Annotated in this window: 14 protein-coding genes; 8 read left to right on the top strand and 6 right to left on the bottom strand. The window is 69.0% G+C overall.

Annotated elements, in window-relative coordinates:
• Nucleotides 1-8 precede the first annotated feature (8 nt).
• The 7 genes from EJL01_RS07015 (at nt 9) to EJL01_RS06985 (ending at nt 7,080) form a co-directional block, all read left to right on the top strand.
• On the top strand, nt 9-1,328 hold the full coding sequence (locus tag EJL01_RS07015; protein WP_125106850.1) for a YihY/virulence factor BrkB family protein: 1,320 nt from the start codon (nt 9-11) through the stop codon (nt 1,326-1,328).
• Nucleotides 1,329-1,338: 10 nt separating this feature from the next.
• On the top strand, nt 1,339-2,178 hold the full coding sequence (locus tag EJL01_RS07010; protein WP_125106849.1) for an exodeoxyribonuclease III: 840 nt from the start codon (nt 1,339-1,341) through the stop codon (nt 2,176-2,178).
• Between the two features lie 78 nt (nt 2,179-2,256).
• Nucleotides 2,257-3,282 carry a tryptophan--tRNA ligase gene (gene trpS / locus EJL01_RS07005; RefSeq protein WP_125106848.1) on the top strand — a complete coding sequence of 342 codons (1,026 nt, stop codon included), beginning with the start codon at nt 2,257-2,259 and terminating at the stop codon, nt 3,280-3,282.
• A gap of 31 nt (nt 3,283-3,313) precedes the next feature.
• Nucleotides 3,314-4,108, top strand: coding sequence for a polyprenol monophosphomannose synthase (locus EJL01_RS07000; RefSeq protein WP_125106847.1), 795 nt, complete (start codon nt 3,314-3,316; stop codon nt 4,106-4,108).
• On the top strand, nt 4,105-4,728 hold the full coding sequence (gene ribA / locus EJL01_RS06995) for a GTP cyclohydrolase II (protein WP_125106846.1): 624 nt from the start codon (nt 4,105-4,107) through the stop codon (nt 4,726-4,728). Before EJL01_RS07000 ends, ribA begins: the two co-directional genes overlap by 4 nt.
• A 54-nt stretch (nt 4,729-4,782) precedes the next feature.
• The gene (locus EJL01_RS06990; RefSeq protein ID WP_125106845.1) at nt 4,783-5,142 is read left to right on the top strand and encodes a hypothetical protein; all 360 of its coding nucleotides are present in this window, start codon (nt 4,783-4,785) and stop codon (nt 5,140-5,142) included.
• A 9-nt stretch (nt 5,143-5,151) separates the two neighbouring features.
• Nucleotides 5,152-7,080, top strand: a complete 1,929-nt coding sequence (locus tag EJL01_RS06985; protein WP_125106844.1) for an ABC transporter ATP-binding protein — start codon at nt 5,152-5,154, stop codon at nt 7,078-7,080.
• 3 nt (nt 7,081-7,083) lie between these two features.
• Here the strand turns inward: EJL01_RS06985 and EJL01_RS06980 are convergent, their stop codons facing one another.
• The 6 genes from EJL01_RS06980 to EJL01_RS06955 all read right to left on the bottom strand — a co-directional run bounded on the left by EJL01_RS06980 (nt 7,084) and on the right by EJL01_RS06955 (nt 14,194).
• Nucleotides 7,084-7,665, bottom strand: coding sequence for an isochorismatase family protein (locus tag EJL01_RS06980; protein WP_125106843.1), 582 nt, complete (start codon nt 7,663-7,665; stop codon nt 7,084-7,086).
• A gap of 52 nt (nt 7,666-7,717) precedes the next feature.
• On the bottom strand, nt 7,718-9,091 hold the full coding sequence (locus tag EJL01_RS06975; protein ID WP_125106842.1) for a D-alanyl-D-alanine carboxypeptidase/D-alanyl-D-alanine-endopeptidase: 1,374 nt from the start codon (nt 9,089-9,091) through the stop codon (nt 7,718-7,720).
• An 84-nt stretch (nt 9,092-9,175) separates the two neighbouring features.
• Nucleotides 9,176-10,606: an MFS transporter gene (locus EJL01_RS06970; RefSeq protein ID WP_125106841.1), complete on the bottom strand. Its 1,431-nt coding sequence runs from the start codon at nt 10,604-10,606 to the stop codon at nt 9,176-9,178.
• A gap of 118 nt (nt 10,607-10,724) precedes the next feature.
• Entirely contained in the window at nt 10,725-11,951 is a 1,227-nt protein-coding gene (locus EJL01_RS06965; protein WP_125106840.1) for a M20 family metallopeptidase, read from the bottom strand.
• Complete coding sequence (locus tag EJL01_RS06960; protein WP_125106839.1) at nt 11,948-13,171, bottom strand: M24 family metallopeptidase; 1,224 nt, start codon at nt 13,169-13,171, stop codon at nt 11,948-11,950. Before EJL01_RS06960 ends, EJL01_RS06965 begins: the two co-directional genes overlap by 4 nt.
• Before the next feature lie 99 nt (nt 13,172-13,270).
• A complete protein-coding gene (locus EJL01_RS06955) occupies nt 13,271-14,194 on the bottom strand; it encodes a LysR family transcriptional regulator (RefSeq protein WP_125106838.1) in 924 nt (307 codons plus the stop codon).
• A gap of 105 nt (nt 14,195-14,299) precedes the next feature.
• Here EJL01_RS06955 and EJL01_RS06950 point away from each other — a divergent pair, with 105 nt between their 5' ends.
• The gene (locus EJL01_RS06950) at nt 14,300-15,781 is read left to right on the top strand and encodes an aminotransferase class I/II-fold pyridoxal phosphate-dependent enzyme (RefSeq protein WP_125106837.1); all 1,482 of its coding nucleotides are present in this window, start codon (nt 14,300-14,302) and stop codon (nt 15,779-15,781) included.
• Nucleotides 15,782-15,790: the final 9 nt, after the last annotated feature.

Raw genomic sequence — 15,790 nt, 5'->3', positions numbered from 1 at the left:
GTGTCTGTGTGACCTCAGCAAAGTCGACCAAGTCTAGCCCCGACGCTGCCGCCGCTCACTCGACGGCGAAGCAGTCGTCCACCCACGCGCCCACCGAGCTCTCGATGGCCCGCGTCACCATCTTCCCGCCGTTCCCGAAGCTCCCCGACGACGCGACGTTCGCCGACCGCATCCAGGCCTTCGCCAAGTGGGTGCAGGCGACCCGCCCGATGCGCGCGATCAAGCACTGGTCGGAGCGCCGCGGTGGCACCCTCGCGAGCGGCATGGCCTACCAGGCCCTCTTCTCGGTCTTCGCGGCCCTCCTCGTCTTCTTCTCGGTGATCGGCCTCGTGCTCGGCAACAATGAGGAGCTGCTGGGCTCACTCATCGGCTCGCTCGCCGACATGGTGCCGGGCCTCATCGACACCGGCGACGGCGGCGTGGTGAAGGCCGACCAGCTCCTCGAGCTCGACACCGGCAGCTCCTTCACCATCGCAGGTATCATCGCCCTCGCCTCGACGCTGTGGACGGCGATGAACTTCCTCAACGGCTCGCGCCTCGCGATCCGCGCCATGTTCGACCTGCCGGCCGCGCCCGAGCGCAGTATGGCCGTGACCCGACTCACCGACCTCGGCCTTCTGGTCGCCGGCGCACTCATGCTCATCGTCGCCGCCGGTGTCGTTGCCGCAGGAAGCGGCTTGGCGAACTGGTTGATCCGCGACGTGTTCGGCCTCGATCTCGGCGTCGCCGGTGGAGTGATGATCCAGCTCGCCGGTATGGCGGTGACGCTCGCGGTCTACACCACCGTCGTCGCCGGTATGCTCCGAGTGCTCGCGCAGATCCGCGTCCCCGGCAAGACACTGTGGTCGGGCTCGCTCATCGGCGGCATTGCGATCGGCATCCTCACCTACCTCGGTAGCGCGCTGCTCGGGGGTGCGACCTCGAACCCGCTCATCGCGACCTACGCGACAATCCTCGGTGTGCTCATCTTCTTCAACTTCCTCTGCATGGTGCTCCTCATCACCGCGGCCTGGGTTAAGGTCACGATGGACGATCTAGGCCAGGCCCCGCGCCTCCTCACGCTGGAGGAGGCGGAGCGTGTCACGCACGAGGCCGAGCTCGAGGCGCACCGCGACCGCCTCGCGACCACTCGTCTGCGCCTCGAGCACGAAATGGAGCAGCTCCCCCGTTGGCGCCGCCGCAAGGTGCGCCGCCGCTACGAGCAGGTCATCTACGAGCAGGTCGAGGTAGAGAACGAGATCCGGGCCCTGCGGATGGGCTACGACCCGCTCGAGGCGGAGGCCGAGCGCGAGGGCATCGACGAGGACGACATCACCCTGCGCCGATAGGATGGCGGGCATGTCGCTTCGCATCGCCACCGTCAACGTGAACGGAATCCGCGCCGCCGCCCGCAAGGGCATGGCCGACTGGGTCGCCGAACGCACGCCCGACGTCCTCACGATGCAGGAGGTGCGCGCCTCCCTCGACCAGGCGCAGCCGCTTATCCCGTCGCACTGGCACGTCACGCTCGACGAGAGCAATCAGAAGGGTCGCGCGGGCGTTGCCGTGCTCACGCGCAACGCGCCCGTCGACGTGCGCCGCGAGCTCGGCGACGACGCCGTCGACTCGGCAGGCCGCTGGCTCGAGGTCGACGTGCAGCACGGCGAGCACGTCGTCACGGTCGTGAGCTGCTACACCCACTCCGGCGAGGCCGACACCCCGAAGCAGCAGGCGAAGTGGGGCTTCCTCGAGGCGCAGGCCGAGCGGATGCGCGAGCTCGCGTCCGAGCGCGACTTCGTCGTCGTCACGGGTGATTTCAACATCGGCCACACCGAGCTCGACATTAAGAACTGGAAGGGCAACGTCAAGCGCGCCGGCTTCCTCCCCCGCGAGCGCGGCTACCTGAGCCGGATGTTCGGGGCGACGGGCGAGGACGTCACGGGCGTCGATGGCTCGGTCGGCGCCGGCCTCGGCTACGTCGACGTCGGCCGCACGTTCGCGGGCGAGGTGCCCGGCCCCTACACGTGGTGGTCGAATCGCGGGCAGGCCTTCGACAACGACTCCGGCTGGCGCATCGACTACCAGGCGGCCACCCCGAAGTTGGCCGCCACTGTGGAGAATTACGCGGTAGACCGCGCGGCGGCCTACGATCAGAGATGGTCAGATCACGCACCCGTCGTCGTCGATTACGCCATCTAGCGCGCTCGCGTTCGCGCAGCTGGCCTGCTCCCCACGCGGTGCCGATCGCCAGATGCGCTCGAAAGGACCAAGAACTTCATGACTCAGCCTGCCACCTCGCAGCCCGTGCTCTACTCCGGGATGCAGCCGTCGGCCGACTCGCTCCACCTCGGTAACTACGTCGGCGCCCTCACCAACTGGGTGAAGCTGCAGAACGAGTACGACGCGATCTTCTGCGTGGTGAACCAGCACGCGATCACCTCGGGCATCGACCCGGAGCAGTTGCGCACCCGCACGCTCTCGACCGCGGCGCAGTACATCGCGGCCGGCATCGACCCCGAGAAGTCGATCCTCTACGTACAGTCCGACGTGCCCGAGCACGCGCAGCTCGCGTGGATCCTCGGCTGCATGACGGGCTTCGGCGAGGCGAGCCGCATGACGCAGTTCAAGGACAAGTCGCAGCGCTACGGCAGCGACAAGACCACGGTGGGCCTGTTCACCTACCCCGTGCTCATGGCCGCCGACATCCTGCTCTACCAGACGCAGCAGGTGCCGGTCGGCGTCGACCAGAAGCAGCACATCGAGCTCACCCGTAACCTCGCCGAGCGCTTCAACTCGCGCTTCGGCGAGACGTTCACGATTCCCGAGGGCTTCATTCCGAAGGCGAACGCGAAGGTCTACGACCTGCAAGACCCGACGGCGAAGATGTCGAAGTCGGCGCCGAGCGAGGCTGGCCTGCTGTCGATCCTCGACGACGCGAAGGTGACGACGAAGAAGGTCATGCGCGCGGTCACCGACGCCGACGGCGAGATTCGCTACGATCCCGAGGCGAAGCCCGGTGTCTCGAACCTGCTCACGATCTTCGCGGTGCTGTCGGGCCGCGAGCTCGACGACGTCGCGAACGAGTACGCGGGCCGCGGCTACGGCGACCTCAAGAAGGGCCTCGCCGAGGTCGTCGACGCGACCTTCACACCCATCCGTACTCGCACGGCCGAGCTGCTTGACGACCGGGGCGAGCTCACGCGCCTGCTGCGCTCGGGTGCCGACCGCGCCCGTGAGCGCGCGGCGCCGACGCTCGACCTCGTGCACGAGCGCATTGGTTTCCCGACGCGTGCCGACCTCTAGGCCGCGCCGAACGACGAAGGACGACTTGCCCATGGCATCCCAAACCGACGGCCCGCGTCACGCTTTGCCCGAGGCGACGACCACGCGGGGCGATGTGCTCGTGGTGATTCCGACCTACAACGAGTGCGAAAACATCGCCGAGATCGCCGAGCGCGTGCTCGGGGCCTCGCCCCGCATCGACCTGCTCATCGTCGACGATGCCTCGCCCGACGGCACCGGCGACATCGCCGACCAGATGGCCGCGAGCGATACCCGCGTGCACGTGCTGCACCGCAGCGGCAAGCTGGGCCTCGCAACGGCGTACCTGCAGGGTTTTGACTGGGGCCAGGAACGCGGCTACGAGTACCTGTTCGAGTTCGACGCCGACGGCTCACACCCGGCGGCGAAGCTGCCCGAGCTCATCGAGCAGCTGGATGCGGGCGCCGAGCTCGCGATCGGCTCGCGCTGGGTGCCGGGCGGCGCTACCGAGAACTGGCCGCTGCTGCGCCAGCTGCTCTCGCGGGGCGCGTCGATCTACTGCAAGGTCTGGCTCAAGTCGCGCATCAACGACATCACCGCAGGATTCCGCGGCTACCGCGCCGCGACACTGAAGACCTTCGACCTGAGCAACATCGGCGCCGCCGGTTACTGCTTCCAGATCGAGATGGCGTGGATGTACGAGCGCAAGGGTCTCCCCGTCGTCGAGGTACCGATCACCTTCGTTGAGCGCATCCACGGCGTCTCGAAGATGTCGAGCAACATCATTCTCGAGGCGTTCTGGCGCGTCGCGGCGTGGGGCATCGGCTACCGCGCACGCGGCGTCGAGCATCTGGTGACCCGCAAGTGAGTGACGATATTCGCTTCGAGGTCGAGACCCACCTCCCCACCGTGCACGGTACGTTCCGCGTTCGGGCGTATCACGATGTCGAGACCGGCGACGACCACCTCGCCCTGATCGGCGACGTGCCGGGCGACGATGTGCCGCTCGTGCGCCTGCACTCGGAATGCCTCACGGGTGAGGCCTTCGGTTCCATGAAGTGCGAGTGCGGCCCGCAGCTGCGCACGGCGATGGATGTTGTGGCCGAGCACGGCGGCGTCGTGCTCTACCTGCGCGGGCAGGAGGGGCGCGGCATCGGCCTCGTCAACAAGCTCCGCGCCTACCACCTGCAGGGGGAGGGGCTCGACACCGTCGACGCGAATCTCGCCCTCGGCCTGCCTGCCGACGCCCGCGACTACACGGCCGCCGCCGCGATCCTGCGCGATCTCGCCATCACGCGGGTGCGGCTGCTCACGAACAACCCGCTCAAGCAGGCCGCGCTCACCGAGCACGGCATCGAGGTCGCCGAGCGCGTGCCGCTCGAGGTCGGCCGCAACGCCGTCAACGACCACTACCTGCGCACAAAGGCCGAGCGAATGGGCCACCTCCTCCACCTCGACCTCCCAATCGAGGACGAACAAGACGCCTGATCGGCCACGGTTTTCGCCGCTCGCCAACAGCTCGACAACTCGTAGAATAGCGACATGGAAATTCTTAAGGACATCCTGCTCGTCTTCCACCTCGTGGGTGTTGCGGGACTCTTCGGCGGGTGGTTCCTGCAGATCAAGGCCATCGGCAAGGGCGAGGCCACGATTCCCGCGGGCATGCTGCACTCGGGCTGGCTTGCGCTACTCACGGGCCTCATCATGTTCGGCCTCAACGAGGCGCTCTACGACGTGACGATGGACATCCGCATCAAGCTCACGGTGAAGCTGCTGTTCCTCATCGTGATCATGGTGCTGCTCATGCTTAATCGCAAGAAGAACCCGGTGCCGTCGGGCGTCATGTGGACCGCCGGCGCGCTTACCTTTGCAAACATCGCCATCGCGGTGCTCTGGCACTAAGCACTAGCCGTGAGCAACTCTCGATCCCCCTTCGCGCGCGGCACCGACTCTTCGGCGCCGCGCGCGACGCTGCGGCAGCTGTGGCCGTACCTTTTCGCCGACAAGCGCATGCTCGCGCTGATCATCATCATCTCGCTCGTCGGCGCCGTCTTCTCGCTCACACAGCCGGTGCTCATGGGGCTGCTCATTCAGCAGGTCGAGCAGGGCGCGATGCAGTGGTGGATCGCGTGGCTGCTTGTCGCAGTCGTGATTCTCGCCGCGCTGCTCTCGGGCATGCAGCACTTCCTGCTGCAGCGCACGGGCGAGACGATCGTGCTCAACGCCCGGCGCAACCTCATTCGCAAGATCCTGCGCCTGCCGATCTCGGAGTTCGACGCGCGCCGCACTGGTGACCTCGTCTCGCGCGTCGGCAGCGACACGACGCTGCTGCGGGCCGTCCTCACGCAGGGCCTCATCGAGGCGATCGGCGGCGTGCTCACCTTCGCCGGCGCAATCGTGGCCATGCTCATCCTCGACTGGGTGCTGTTCCTCATCACCTTCGCCTGCGTCGCGATCTCGGCGGTCGTGGTTGTGGCGCTCGGCGGGCGCGTGATGCGCGCCTCCGCCGCCGCCCAGGCGAAGGTCGGCGAGCTCAGCTCCTCGACCGAGCGGGCGATCTCGGCGATGCGCACCCTGCGCGCCGCGAACGCGACCGAGCGCGAGGAGCGCAAGGTGATCGAGGACGCCGAGGGCGCGTACCGCCGCGGGCTCGACATCGCCGCGATCTCGGCCGTCATGGTGCCGGTGTCATTCCTCGCCCTGCAGCTCTCGCTCGTGCTCGTGCTCGGCGTCGGCGGCGCCCGCGTCGCCGCGGGGAGCCTCACGGTCGCCTCGCTCATCTCGTTCATCATGTTCCTCTTCCTCATGATCGCGCCGCTCACGCAATTCTTCGGCGCGATCTCGGCGGTCGCCTCGGCGCTCGGCGCGCTCGGCCGTATCGAGGAGATCGTCAACCTGCCCGACGAGGAGGCGAACGACCGCACGTCCTGCGCCGTCGTCGCGCTGCGCGGGCCCGCCAACGTCGACGCCGAGCCGTCGGCCCCCGCGATCGAGTTCGCGAACGTGTCGTTTCGCTACCCCGAGCGGGTCGTGCGGGCCGCGCAGGCGCGCGCCGACGCATCCGCCCGTTTCGACGGCTTCGTCACCGCTCGCGGCCGCGCTGCGCAGAAGGACGCCGACAAGCTGCTCATGATCGACGAGTCGACGCAGGTCGAGTCGCCGCTCGTACTCGACGAGGTCTCGTTCACGGTGCCGCGCGGCCACAAGGTCGCACTCGTCGGCCCCTCGGGCGCCGGTAAGTCGACCTCGCTCGCGCTCATCGAGCGCTTCTATGACCCTATCTCGGGCGTTATCTCGCTCGGCGGCGTCGACCTCCGCGCGATCGAGCGACCCCAACTGCGCGACCAGCTCGGCTACGTGCAGCAGAACTCGCCGACGCTCGCGGGCACGATCCGCGACAACCTGCTGCTCGGCAACCCCGGCGCGAGCGATGACGAGTGCGTTGCCGTGCTGCGCCAGGTGAACCTCGGCGGCGTCGTCGACCGCTCCCCCGCGGGCCTGGATGCGCAGGTCGGCGAGTCGGGCGTGCGCCTGTCGGGCGGCGAGCAGCAGCGCCTTGCGATCGCGCGCACGCTGCTTTCGGCCCCGCCGGTGTTGCTGCTCGACGAGTCGACCTCGGCCCTCGACGGCGAGAACGAGGCGCTCATGCGCGGCGCCCTCGACACCGTCTCGGAGGGCCGCTCGATGCTGATGATCGCACACCGGCTCTCGACGGTCGTCGACGCCGACGAGATTCTCGTGCTCGATGGCGGCCGCATCATCGGCCGCGGTACGCACGAGCAGCTGCTCGAGACGACGCCGCTCTACCGCCGGCTCGCCGAATACCAGTTGCTCGCGTAGCGGCTACGCGACGCCGACGTACTCGATCTCGGCGCCGGCCTCTTCGAGTTCGTCGAGGGCGGCCGCCGAGGACTCGGGGGCGACGCCCGCGCAGAGGTCGCTCAGCACCCGCACCTTGAACCCGAGGCTCAGCGCCGCGAGCGCCGAGGCACGCACGCAGTGGTCGGTCGCGATGCCGACAATGTCGAGCTCGTGCACGTCGGCCTCGCGGAGCACCTCGAGCAGCGAGCGCTGCTGTTCGTCGACCCCCTGGAACGCCGAGTAGTCGGGCTTGCCCTGGCCCTTGCGCACCTCGGCGGTGAGCGCCGTGGTGTCGAGGTCGGGGTGGAACTCGGCGCCCTCGGTGCCGGCGACGCAGTGCACCGGCCACGAGTCGACGAAGTCGGGGGTCGCGGCGAAGTGCCCGCCGTTGTCGCCCTCGGCGTTGTGCCAGTCGCGCGAGGCGACGACGCACGCGTAGTCGTCGCCGTAGCGACGCAGGTGTTCTGAGATGTCTCGGGCAACCTGGCCGCCGCCGCTGCAGGCGAGGGCACCGCCCTCGGTGAAATCGTTCTGCACATCGACGATAAGGAGTCCGCGCGTCATAGGCCCAGCGTATCGAGCCGTGGGGCACGAGTCACCGGTTTTCGGGCGCGAGTTATCGGTTCGTGAGCTCGATGCCGCAGTTGTAGATGGCCGTTGCCGCCGCATCGAGCGCGTTGCGGTTCGTGATGGTCGTCGTGGTCGCGTCGGTTTCGGGGTTGGGCACCGCGACGAAGAGCGCGAAGGTGAGTTGCACGCCCTCGGGCAGCACCATGAAACCCGCCAGCGCGTAGACCTGGTCGGTATAGCCCGTCTTCGCCTGTACCGCGCCGTCGGGCACCCCGTTGATGCGCTGCTCAAGCGTGCCCGACTGCATGTTCTCGGGCAGGTAGTCGCGCAGGATCCCGAGGCCGTCGTCACCCGCGTCGATGAGCTCGAGCAGGCCGACGATCGTCGCGGCGCTGCCGCGGTTGTCGCGCGAGAGGCCCGAGCCGTCGGCGCCGACGAAGCCGGCCGTCGACACGTCCAGGGCGTCGAGCGCGAGCTGCTGCCCCGCATCCACGGCGTCGAAGTCGCTGCCGGCGCCGAGCTCGATCGCGACGAGGCGCGCGAGCACTTCGGCGATCACGTTGTCGCTGTCGAGCAGCATCGTCTCGACGAGCTGCTCGACCGTCGGCGACCAGACCTCAGCGATCGGTTCGCTGTCGGGCTCGATGCCGATCGTGTCGTCGACGTCGGCGCCGAGGGCGGCAGCAAAGGCGTCGGCCGCATCCTCCGATGGTGTCAGCGTGCGCGGCGAATATTCGGTCGTCGGGTCGGCGCGGCCGGCGTCGATCATGAGCGCGGAGATCGCCGAGGTCGAGCCGTCGACTCGGTCGGCGTCGTTCCAGCTTGGCTGCCAAGTGTCGCCGGTGAAGAGCGAGTCGTCGTAGCTCACGGTGGTCGCGCCGCCAGCCGCGGTCACGGCATCGGCGAGCTCGGCGACTGACGCCGTGGCCTGCGCGTAGTAGCTCGTGGTCTGTGACTTCAGCGTCGGGTCGCCGCCGCCGACGAGGACGACACTGCCGGCCTCAGTGCCGGGGTAGACGGTGGTGGGCAGGCGGGTGTCGGCGCCGAGCGTCGACACCGCCGTGACCGCGGTCACGAGCTTCATGACGGATGCGGTCGGGGTCGCCTCGTCCTCCTGACGCGCGAAGAGCACCTCACCGGTGTCGGCGCGCTCGACGATGCCGTGGAAGTCGAGGGCGGCCGACGAGGTGACGTCGTCGGCGATCGAGCAGGTGCGCGGCGTCGACGAGCCGGTCGTCACGGTCGGATGCGGCACGACGACCTCGGTCGGGGTCGGCGTGGGTGCCGCCGACTCGGGCAGCAGACCCATGCGGGCGGCGCCTGCACCAAGCGCGAGCCCGCCGACGAGGGCGATCGCGAGCAGTGTCACCAGCCACGGCGCCCGCCGTCGCCCGGGCGCATCCGCCTGCTGCGTGTTCACACCGCTCCTTTCGACCGCCTTAGCCTACTTGCGGATGGCAACGGCCGGGCAGCCTAGGCTGCCCGGCCGTTGCCATCCGCGTGGTTAGGCGGGGGTGTTGATCTTGCCCACGAGCTTCTCTCCGCGAGCGACGCGCTTCTCATCGTCGCTGCCGGGGATCACGTTGCCGCGCAGCGACCGGCCCGCGGTCTCGTTAAACGTGAGCACCGAGATGAGGCCGATGAGGCCCGCAACGGCGAGGTAGAAGCCGGGCACGAGCGGGCTGCCCGTGACCTCAACGAGCCAGGCGTTCGCGGCGCCAGCGGTGCCACCGAACAGGGCGGTTGAGATGTTGTAGCCGATCGCGAAGCCCGAGTACCGCACGGCGGTCGGGAACAGCGCGGGCAGCGTCGAGGAGATCGTCGAGATCACCATGACAAGGCAGAGGCCGAGGATGCCGAGGCCGAGCAGGTGCGACCAGATCGCCTCGATCTGCAGCAGCATCACCGCGGGTACCGAGAGCACGATGAAGCCGAGGCTCGCGGCGATCAACAGCGGCTTGCGGCCGATGCGGTCACTCAACGCCCCGAACGGCACGATCACCGCCATCATGGCCACCTGAATCGCGACGAGCGTCCAGTTCGACGCCACCGGGTCTTGCCCCAACGTCGTCGCCATGTAGCTCGGCATGTACGTGAGCACGATGTAGAACGCGACGTTGATGAGGATCACGAAGCCGAAGAGCTTGAACACCTGCTTCGGGTAGTGCTTGAAGAGGTTGCCGAGCGCCTTAAACGCCGACTCGTTCTCGTCGGTGTGCTTCGAGTCCTGCTTGAACGTCTCGGACTCCTGCAGGCTCGACCGCAGCCAGAGCGCGACGCCACCGAGCGCGAGGGTGACGAAGAACGGCACGCGCCACCAGAAGTCGAGCATGCCCTGTTCGCCGACGACGGCGGTGAGCGTGGTGCAGAGGATCGCCGCGCAGCTCGCGCCGAGCAGCGTGCCAAACTCGAGGAACGAGCCGTAGGCGCCGCGTCGGTTGTCGGGCGCGTGCTCCGACATGAACACGGCCGCGCCGGCGTACTCGCCGCCGGCCGAGAAGCCCTGCAGCATGCGCAGCAGCACGAGCAGCACGGGGGCGAGGAAGCCGACCTGCTCGAAGGTCGGCAGAATGCCGATGGCCGCGGTCGCGAGCGAGATCATGATGATCGTCAGCACGAGCACCTTCTGGCGACCGACGCGGTCGCCGAGCGGGCCGAGGATGAGACCGCCGAGCGGGCGCACCAGGAACGACACCGCGAAGGTGAGGAACGCGAAGATCGTGGGCCAGGCGCCCGTGTCGTCGCCGAAGGTGAAGAAGTGCGCGGCGATGTAGGTGACGAGGTAGCCGTAGATGCCGTAATCGAACCACTCGATGGCGTTACCCAGGGCCGACCCGGCTACCGACTTGCGGGCCAGTTTCTTCTGGACCGCGGTGAGGTCGATCTCTTTCGTGATGGGTGGGAGTTCGTCGTACGGGGGTGGGGTCGCAGTCATCGGATGTCCTCTCGGCGCAGGGCCGCGTTGCGGCCTTGGTGCGCGCTCAGCGCGCGCTCGGGTTTCGGTGGGGCGATCCTTTCTTGCTCGTTGACGAGTCGGGTCGGTCTGCTGCGGGTTAGTGGGAATTCTGGGCGGCGCTCTGGCCTGCGAGGGCGGCGCGCACCGCCATGAGCGCGTAGGCGCGGGCGGCGAGATGCAGGTCGGAGACGAGCACGTGTTCGTCGGGTTGGTGCGCCTGCGTCGTGAGGTCTCCGGGGCCAAACACGAGGCAGTCCACGCCGTGATGGCGGTGCAGGAATCCGCCCTCGCACGCTGCGGTCCACACGCCCACCGAGCCGTCGCCGCCGGCGTCGCGCACCGCGTGCACCGCGGCGTTCACGAGTTCGGACTCCGGCTCCGTTTCGAATCCTGGCATCACCATCTCGACTTCCCCGCTCACGCGGATGCGGTCGGTGCCGACACGGGCTCGGTCACGGATCCTGCCGCGCGCGTCCGCAAGCAGGTTGTTGAGGATAGCATCCGGCTGCTCGTCGGGCAGGATGCGGCGGTCGATCGTGAGCGTGCAGCGGTCGGCGACGATCGACGTGCCGTGGCCGCCCTCGACGGTGCCGACCGACCACGTGCCACTGCCGAGCACGGGATGCGGGTGGCGGCGCAACGCCGCGTCGTCGGCCTCGACCGCGGCGATCACCTCGATCGCCGCGACGATGGCGTTTGCACCCTCGTCCGGCTTGCCGGCGTGCGCGCTCGCACCCTCGAGATTGACGCGGACGTTCATCGCGCCGCGGCACGCGGTGATCGTCACGAGGTTCGTCGGCTCGGCGACGATGCAGGCACGGTAGCTGCCGACCGGCTCGTGCTCGATGTAGTGGAGCACGCCCTTCGCCCCGAGCTCCTCGTCGACCGTGACGACGAGGGTCATCGGCAGGTGCGGCAGCTCGGCATTCACCGCCGCCATCGCGGAGACGACGGCCGCGAGGCCGCCCTTCATGTCGGTCGTGCCGCGGCCGTAGAGCGCGTCGCCCTCCCGCAGGCAGGCGTAGGAGTCGCGCGTCCAACCCTCCCCCGCGGGCACGACGTCGCTGTGGCCGAGAAACAGGATGCCGTCGCCGAGGCTGTGGTCACCGATCCGAGTGATGAGGTTGGGGCGCCCCGGCTCGACGGTCTGCATTTCCACCTCGGCGCCGAGCGCGCGCAGCGCGAACGCGAGGCGCGTCGCCGTCGCCTCCTCGGTGCCGCCGGGGTTCTCGCCGCCGACGCGCACGAGCTCGGCCGTGAGCTCGGCGATCGCGTCGGCGTCTAGCCGGTCGATAACGGCCTGTTCTGCGTCGGTGATACTCACGCCCCGCCTCCCGTGCTCGGCCGCAGCAAGAGGTTGCGGGGCACGTCGGCGAAGGTCTCGACCCCGTTCGCTGTGACGCGGATCGCCTCCGAGGTCTCGAAGCCGTAGCCCTGCATCCACATGCCCGCGATGAGGTGGAAGGTCATGTTTTCGACGAGCACGGTCGGGTCATCGCGGCGCAGACTCACGGTGCGCTCGCCCCAGTCGGGCGGGTAGCCGATGCCGATCGAGTAGCCGAGGCGCGAGGCCTTCTCGTAGCCGGCGGCCGAGAGGACCTTGGTGAATGCCTCGCTCACGTCGTGCGCCGTGACGCCTGGGCGCGCTGCCGCGAGCGCGGCCTCGAGCGCGTCGGTCGTCGCGTCGGCGAGGCGGCGCAGCTCGGCGCTCGGGGTGCCGAGGTAGGCGGTGCGCGCGATCGGCGAGTGGTAGCGACGGTGGGCACCGGTGAGCTCGAGGGCAACGCCGGTCTCGTCGGGTAGCGGGTCGTGGCTCCAGGTGAGGTGGGGCGTGTCGGCGGCCGCGCCGACCATCATGAGCGGCACGATCGCCGGGTAGTCGCCCGCGGCATCGTCGACGCCCCGCGCCTGCGCGGCCTGGATCGCCGCGGCAACCTCGTTTTGCGGCCGGCCGGGCACGAGCGCCTCGAGGCCCGCCGTCATCGCCGAGGTGGCGACGCGGCCCGCGATGCGCATGAGCTCGATCTCGGCGGGCGACTTCACGAGTCGCACCCAGCCGACGAGATCCTGGCTGTCGTCGAGCTGCCAGCCGGGCAGGTGCGCCCGCAGCGAGAGGAAGGTGCGCACCGTGAAGAAGTGCGCCTCGCCCTCGTAGCCGACCCGGCGCGGCTCGGTGCCGACGCGATCGAGCAGGGCCTGCGCGATCCAGTCGCCGGGGTGGCAGTCGGGCTGGTGGATGAGTGACTCGGGGTAGCCGAGGATCTGCTCTGGCGGGAAGGTCGTCGCGGTGCGGTGGGCGCCGTTCGCATCCATTTCGCGCATGATGAGCAGCGGCTCGCCGTCGAGCGGCAGAAACAGCACCTGTGGCATGTAGAACGACCACGCGTTGTAGCCCGTGAGGTAGTAGAGGTTTGCGGGGTCGGCCACGAGCAGGGCGTCAAAGCCGCCGGCACGCATCCGCTGCCGCACGCTGTCGCGCCGCGCGATGAACTCTGTTTCGCTGAACGGGGCGCCGATGCTCGGTCCAACGTGCGGCTGCGACATTCGTTTCCCTTCGACAGCACGGCGCTGGCTTGCGGCTTCGCGTCGTTACGACGGTGATGTGCTGGCAATACTGCCACGCTCATCGACGAACGTCGTTATTTACTCCACTGATGCTGCGGGATTCACCTCGGCTGCCTCGATCAGCAGCTCTTCGAGGCGCGCGAGGGCGGCGGCGCGACCCGGCTCGGGGGTGGCCGTCGCGACGAAGCGCACCCGGCGCATCCCGAGGTCTTGCACCGTCGGCCGCGCGACGACGCGGTAGCGGGTGTCGACCGCCGACTCGACGATGAGGCCGACGCCGACGCCCGCGGCGACGAACCCGTGCACGAGCGAGTAGTCCTCGCTCTGCAGGAGGGTGTTCGGCACGAAGCCGGCCGCGCCCGCGGCCGTGAGCAGCGCGCGCTCGGAGGCCTCGAGCACGCTGCGCGAGCGAATCCAGTCGGCCTCGGCGAGGTCGGCGAGGTCGATAACCTCCTGGGTAGCGAGTGGATGGTCGGCGCCGAGCATGATGCGAAAGGGCTCGCGCTCGAGGGTCCGCTGGCGCAGCGCCGCGTCGGTCACCGAGGTGTCGCCGTCGAGGTCGTACAGCAGCGCGCAGTGCAGCGAGCCGTCGAGGAGCTGCTCTTGCAGCCCGAGCGGCTCGCCCTCGACGAGCTCGACCTGCACCGTGCGACCCGTGCCCAGCTTCGCGAGCACCTGCGGCAGGAGGCGTGCGCCGGCCGATTCGAAGGTACCCATGCGCAGCACGGGCCCGCCTGACTGACCGAGCTCGGCGACGTCGCGTTCGGCAACGCGCAGGCGGGTGAGCACGGCACGGGCGTGCTCGAGCATGAGCTCGCCGGCCGCCGTGAGCGCCGTGCCGGTGGCGCCCGAGACGACAAGCTCGGAGTCGAGGTGTCGCTCGAGCGCGCGCAGGTGGTGGCTGATCGTCGGTTGCCCATAGTGGAGGTCGCGGGCCGCGGCAGCGAGCGAGCCGGTGCGGGCGATCGCGTCGAGCACGGAGAGCTGGCGAAGGTCGAGCATACAAGCAGCCTAGGGCCGAGCACCCATAGCCACCATAGGGAGTATTGAGGGATCTCGACACTTCTGCGCTTGTGCCAAACCGACAGGTGGGGCAAAAATCTGCATATGACTGCCTTAAACGACTCCCAATACGCGGCCCCCTATTCCGAACAGCTGCAGGTCTTGGCGTCATTGCAGCTCGAACGCTACTTCGTGCCCGGCCACGGCGCCGACGCGGAGGGTTCGACGCATCTCACCCGCGTCTTCGGCGAGAAGGCCGTCGCCCTCGACTTCCCGATGATCCTCACCGAATTTCCGCTCGCCGACCCGCAGATTCCGCTCGGCGACGCGCCCGACACGATGCAGCGCGCGCTCACGCTCGCGGCGGATGCGTGGGGCGCGAGCCGAGCCTGGTTCCTCACCAACGGTGCCTCGGCCGGCAACCAGATCGCGATGCTCGCGCTCGGCACGCTCGGTGACAAGCTCATCGTGCAGCGCAGCTGCCACTCGTCGACGATCGACGGCATGATGCTCGCGAACGTCGAGCCGGTCTTCATGCGGGCGTCGATGGACCTCCGCCTCAGCCTCGCGCGCGGCGTCACGCCGCAGCAGGTCTCCGAGGCCCTCACCGAGCATCCGGATGCCGCGGCCGTCTTCGTCGTCAGCCCGAGCTACTCGGGCGCCGTCGCCGACATCGCCGCGATCGCGAAGGTCGCCCACGACGCGGGCAAGCCGCTTATCGTCGACGAGGCGTGGGGCTCGCATTTCGGCTTCCACCCCGAGCTGCCGACGAACGCGATTCGCCTCGGCGCCGACCTCGTCGTCTCGAGCACCCACAAGCTCGCCGGCAGCCTCACGCAGTCGGCGATGCTACTGCTCGGGCAGGGCCCGCACGCGGCCGCCCTGGGCGCCGCGGTCGACCGTGTCTCGAAGGTTGTCACCTCGACGAGCTCGAGCGCGCTGCTTATGGCGGCGCTCGACGAGACCCGTCGCTTCCTCGCCACCGAGGCGAGCACCGCGTTCAACCGCGGCCTCGAGTCGGCCGAGGAACTGCGGGTGCGCCTCGCCGAACACGGCCGCTTCACCGAGGCGCGCGAGCAGCAGCTCGCGGCCGAGGACACGATCGCGATCGACCCGTTCAAGCTCGTCATTGACACCCGCTCGGGCAACATCGGTGGCTTCGAGACGTACCAGCACCTCGCCTACGAGCAGCGTGTGGTGCCCGAGCTCGCGACCGACGGGGCCGTGGTGTTCGTGCTCGGCGCCGCTCGCACCGCGAATGTTGACCGCTTCATGCGCGCGATCGACGCACTGCCCGAGATGCCGAGCAACGCGATCGCCGCCCGCGTCGTCGATCCGGGCCCCCGCGCAATGTCGCTGCGCGACGCGTTCTTCGCGCCGAGCGAGGTCGTGCTCGCGAAGGATGCGGTGGGTCGCGTCTCGAGCGACTCACTCGCGGCCTACCCGCCCGGTGTCCCGAACCTTACGCCCGGTGAGACGATCACCGAGGAGATCGTCGACTACCTGCAAGCCGTCGCCGCCGCCCCGATGGGCTACGTGCGCGGCGCGGTCGATCCGGCCGCCGCGACCTTCCGCGTCGTCAAGTAGCGGCGGCAG

The sequence above is a fragment of the Gulosibacter massiliensis genome (genome assembly GCF_900626105.1).
Classification (GTDB): domain Bacteria; phylum Actinomycetota; class Actinomycetes; order Actinomycetales; family Microbacteriaceae; genus Gulosibacter; species Gulosibacter sediminis.
Note: the sequence above shows the minus strand (reverse complement) of the source record. Positions and strands in the feature narration are given on the sequence as shown.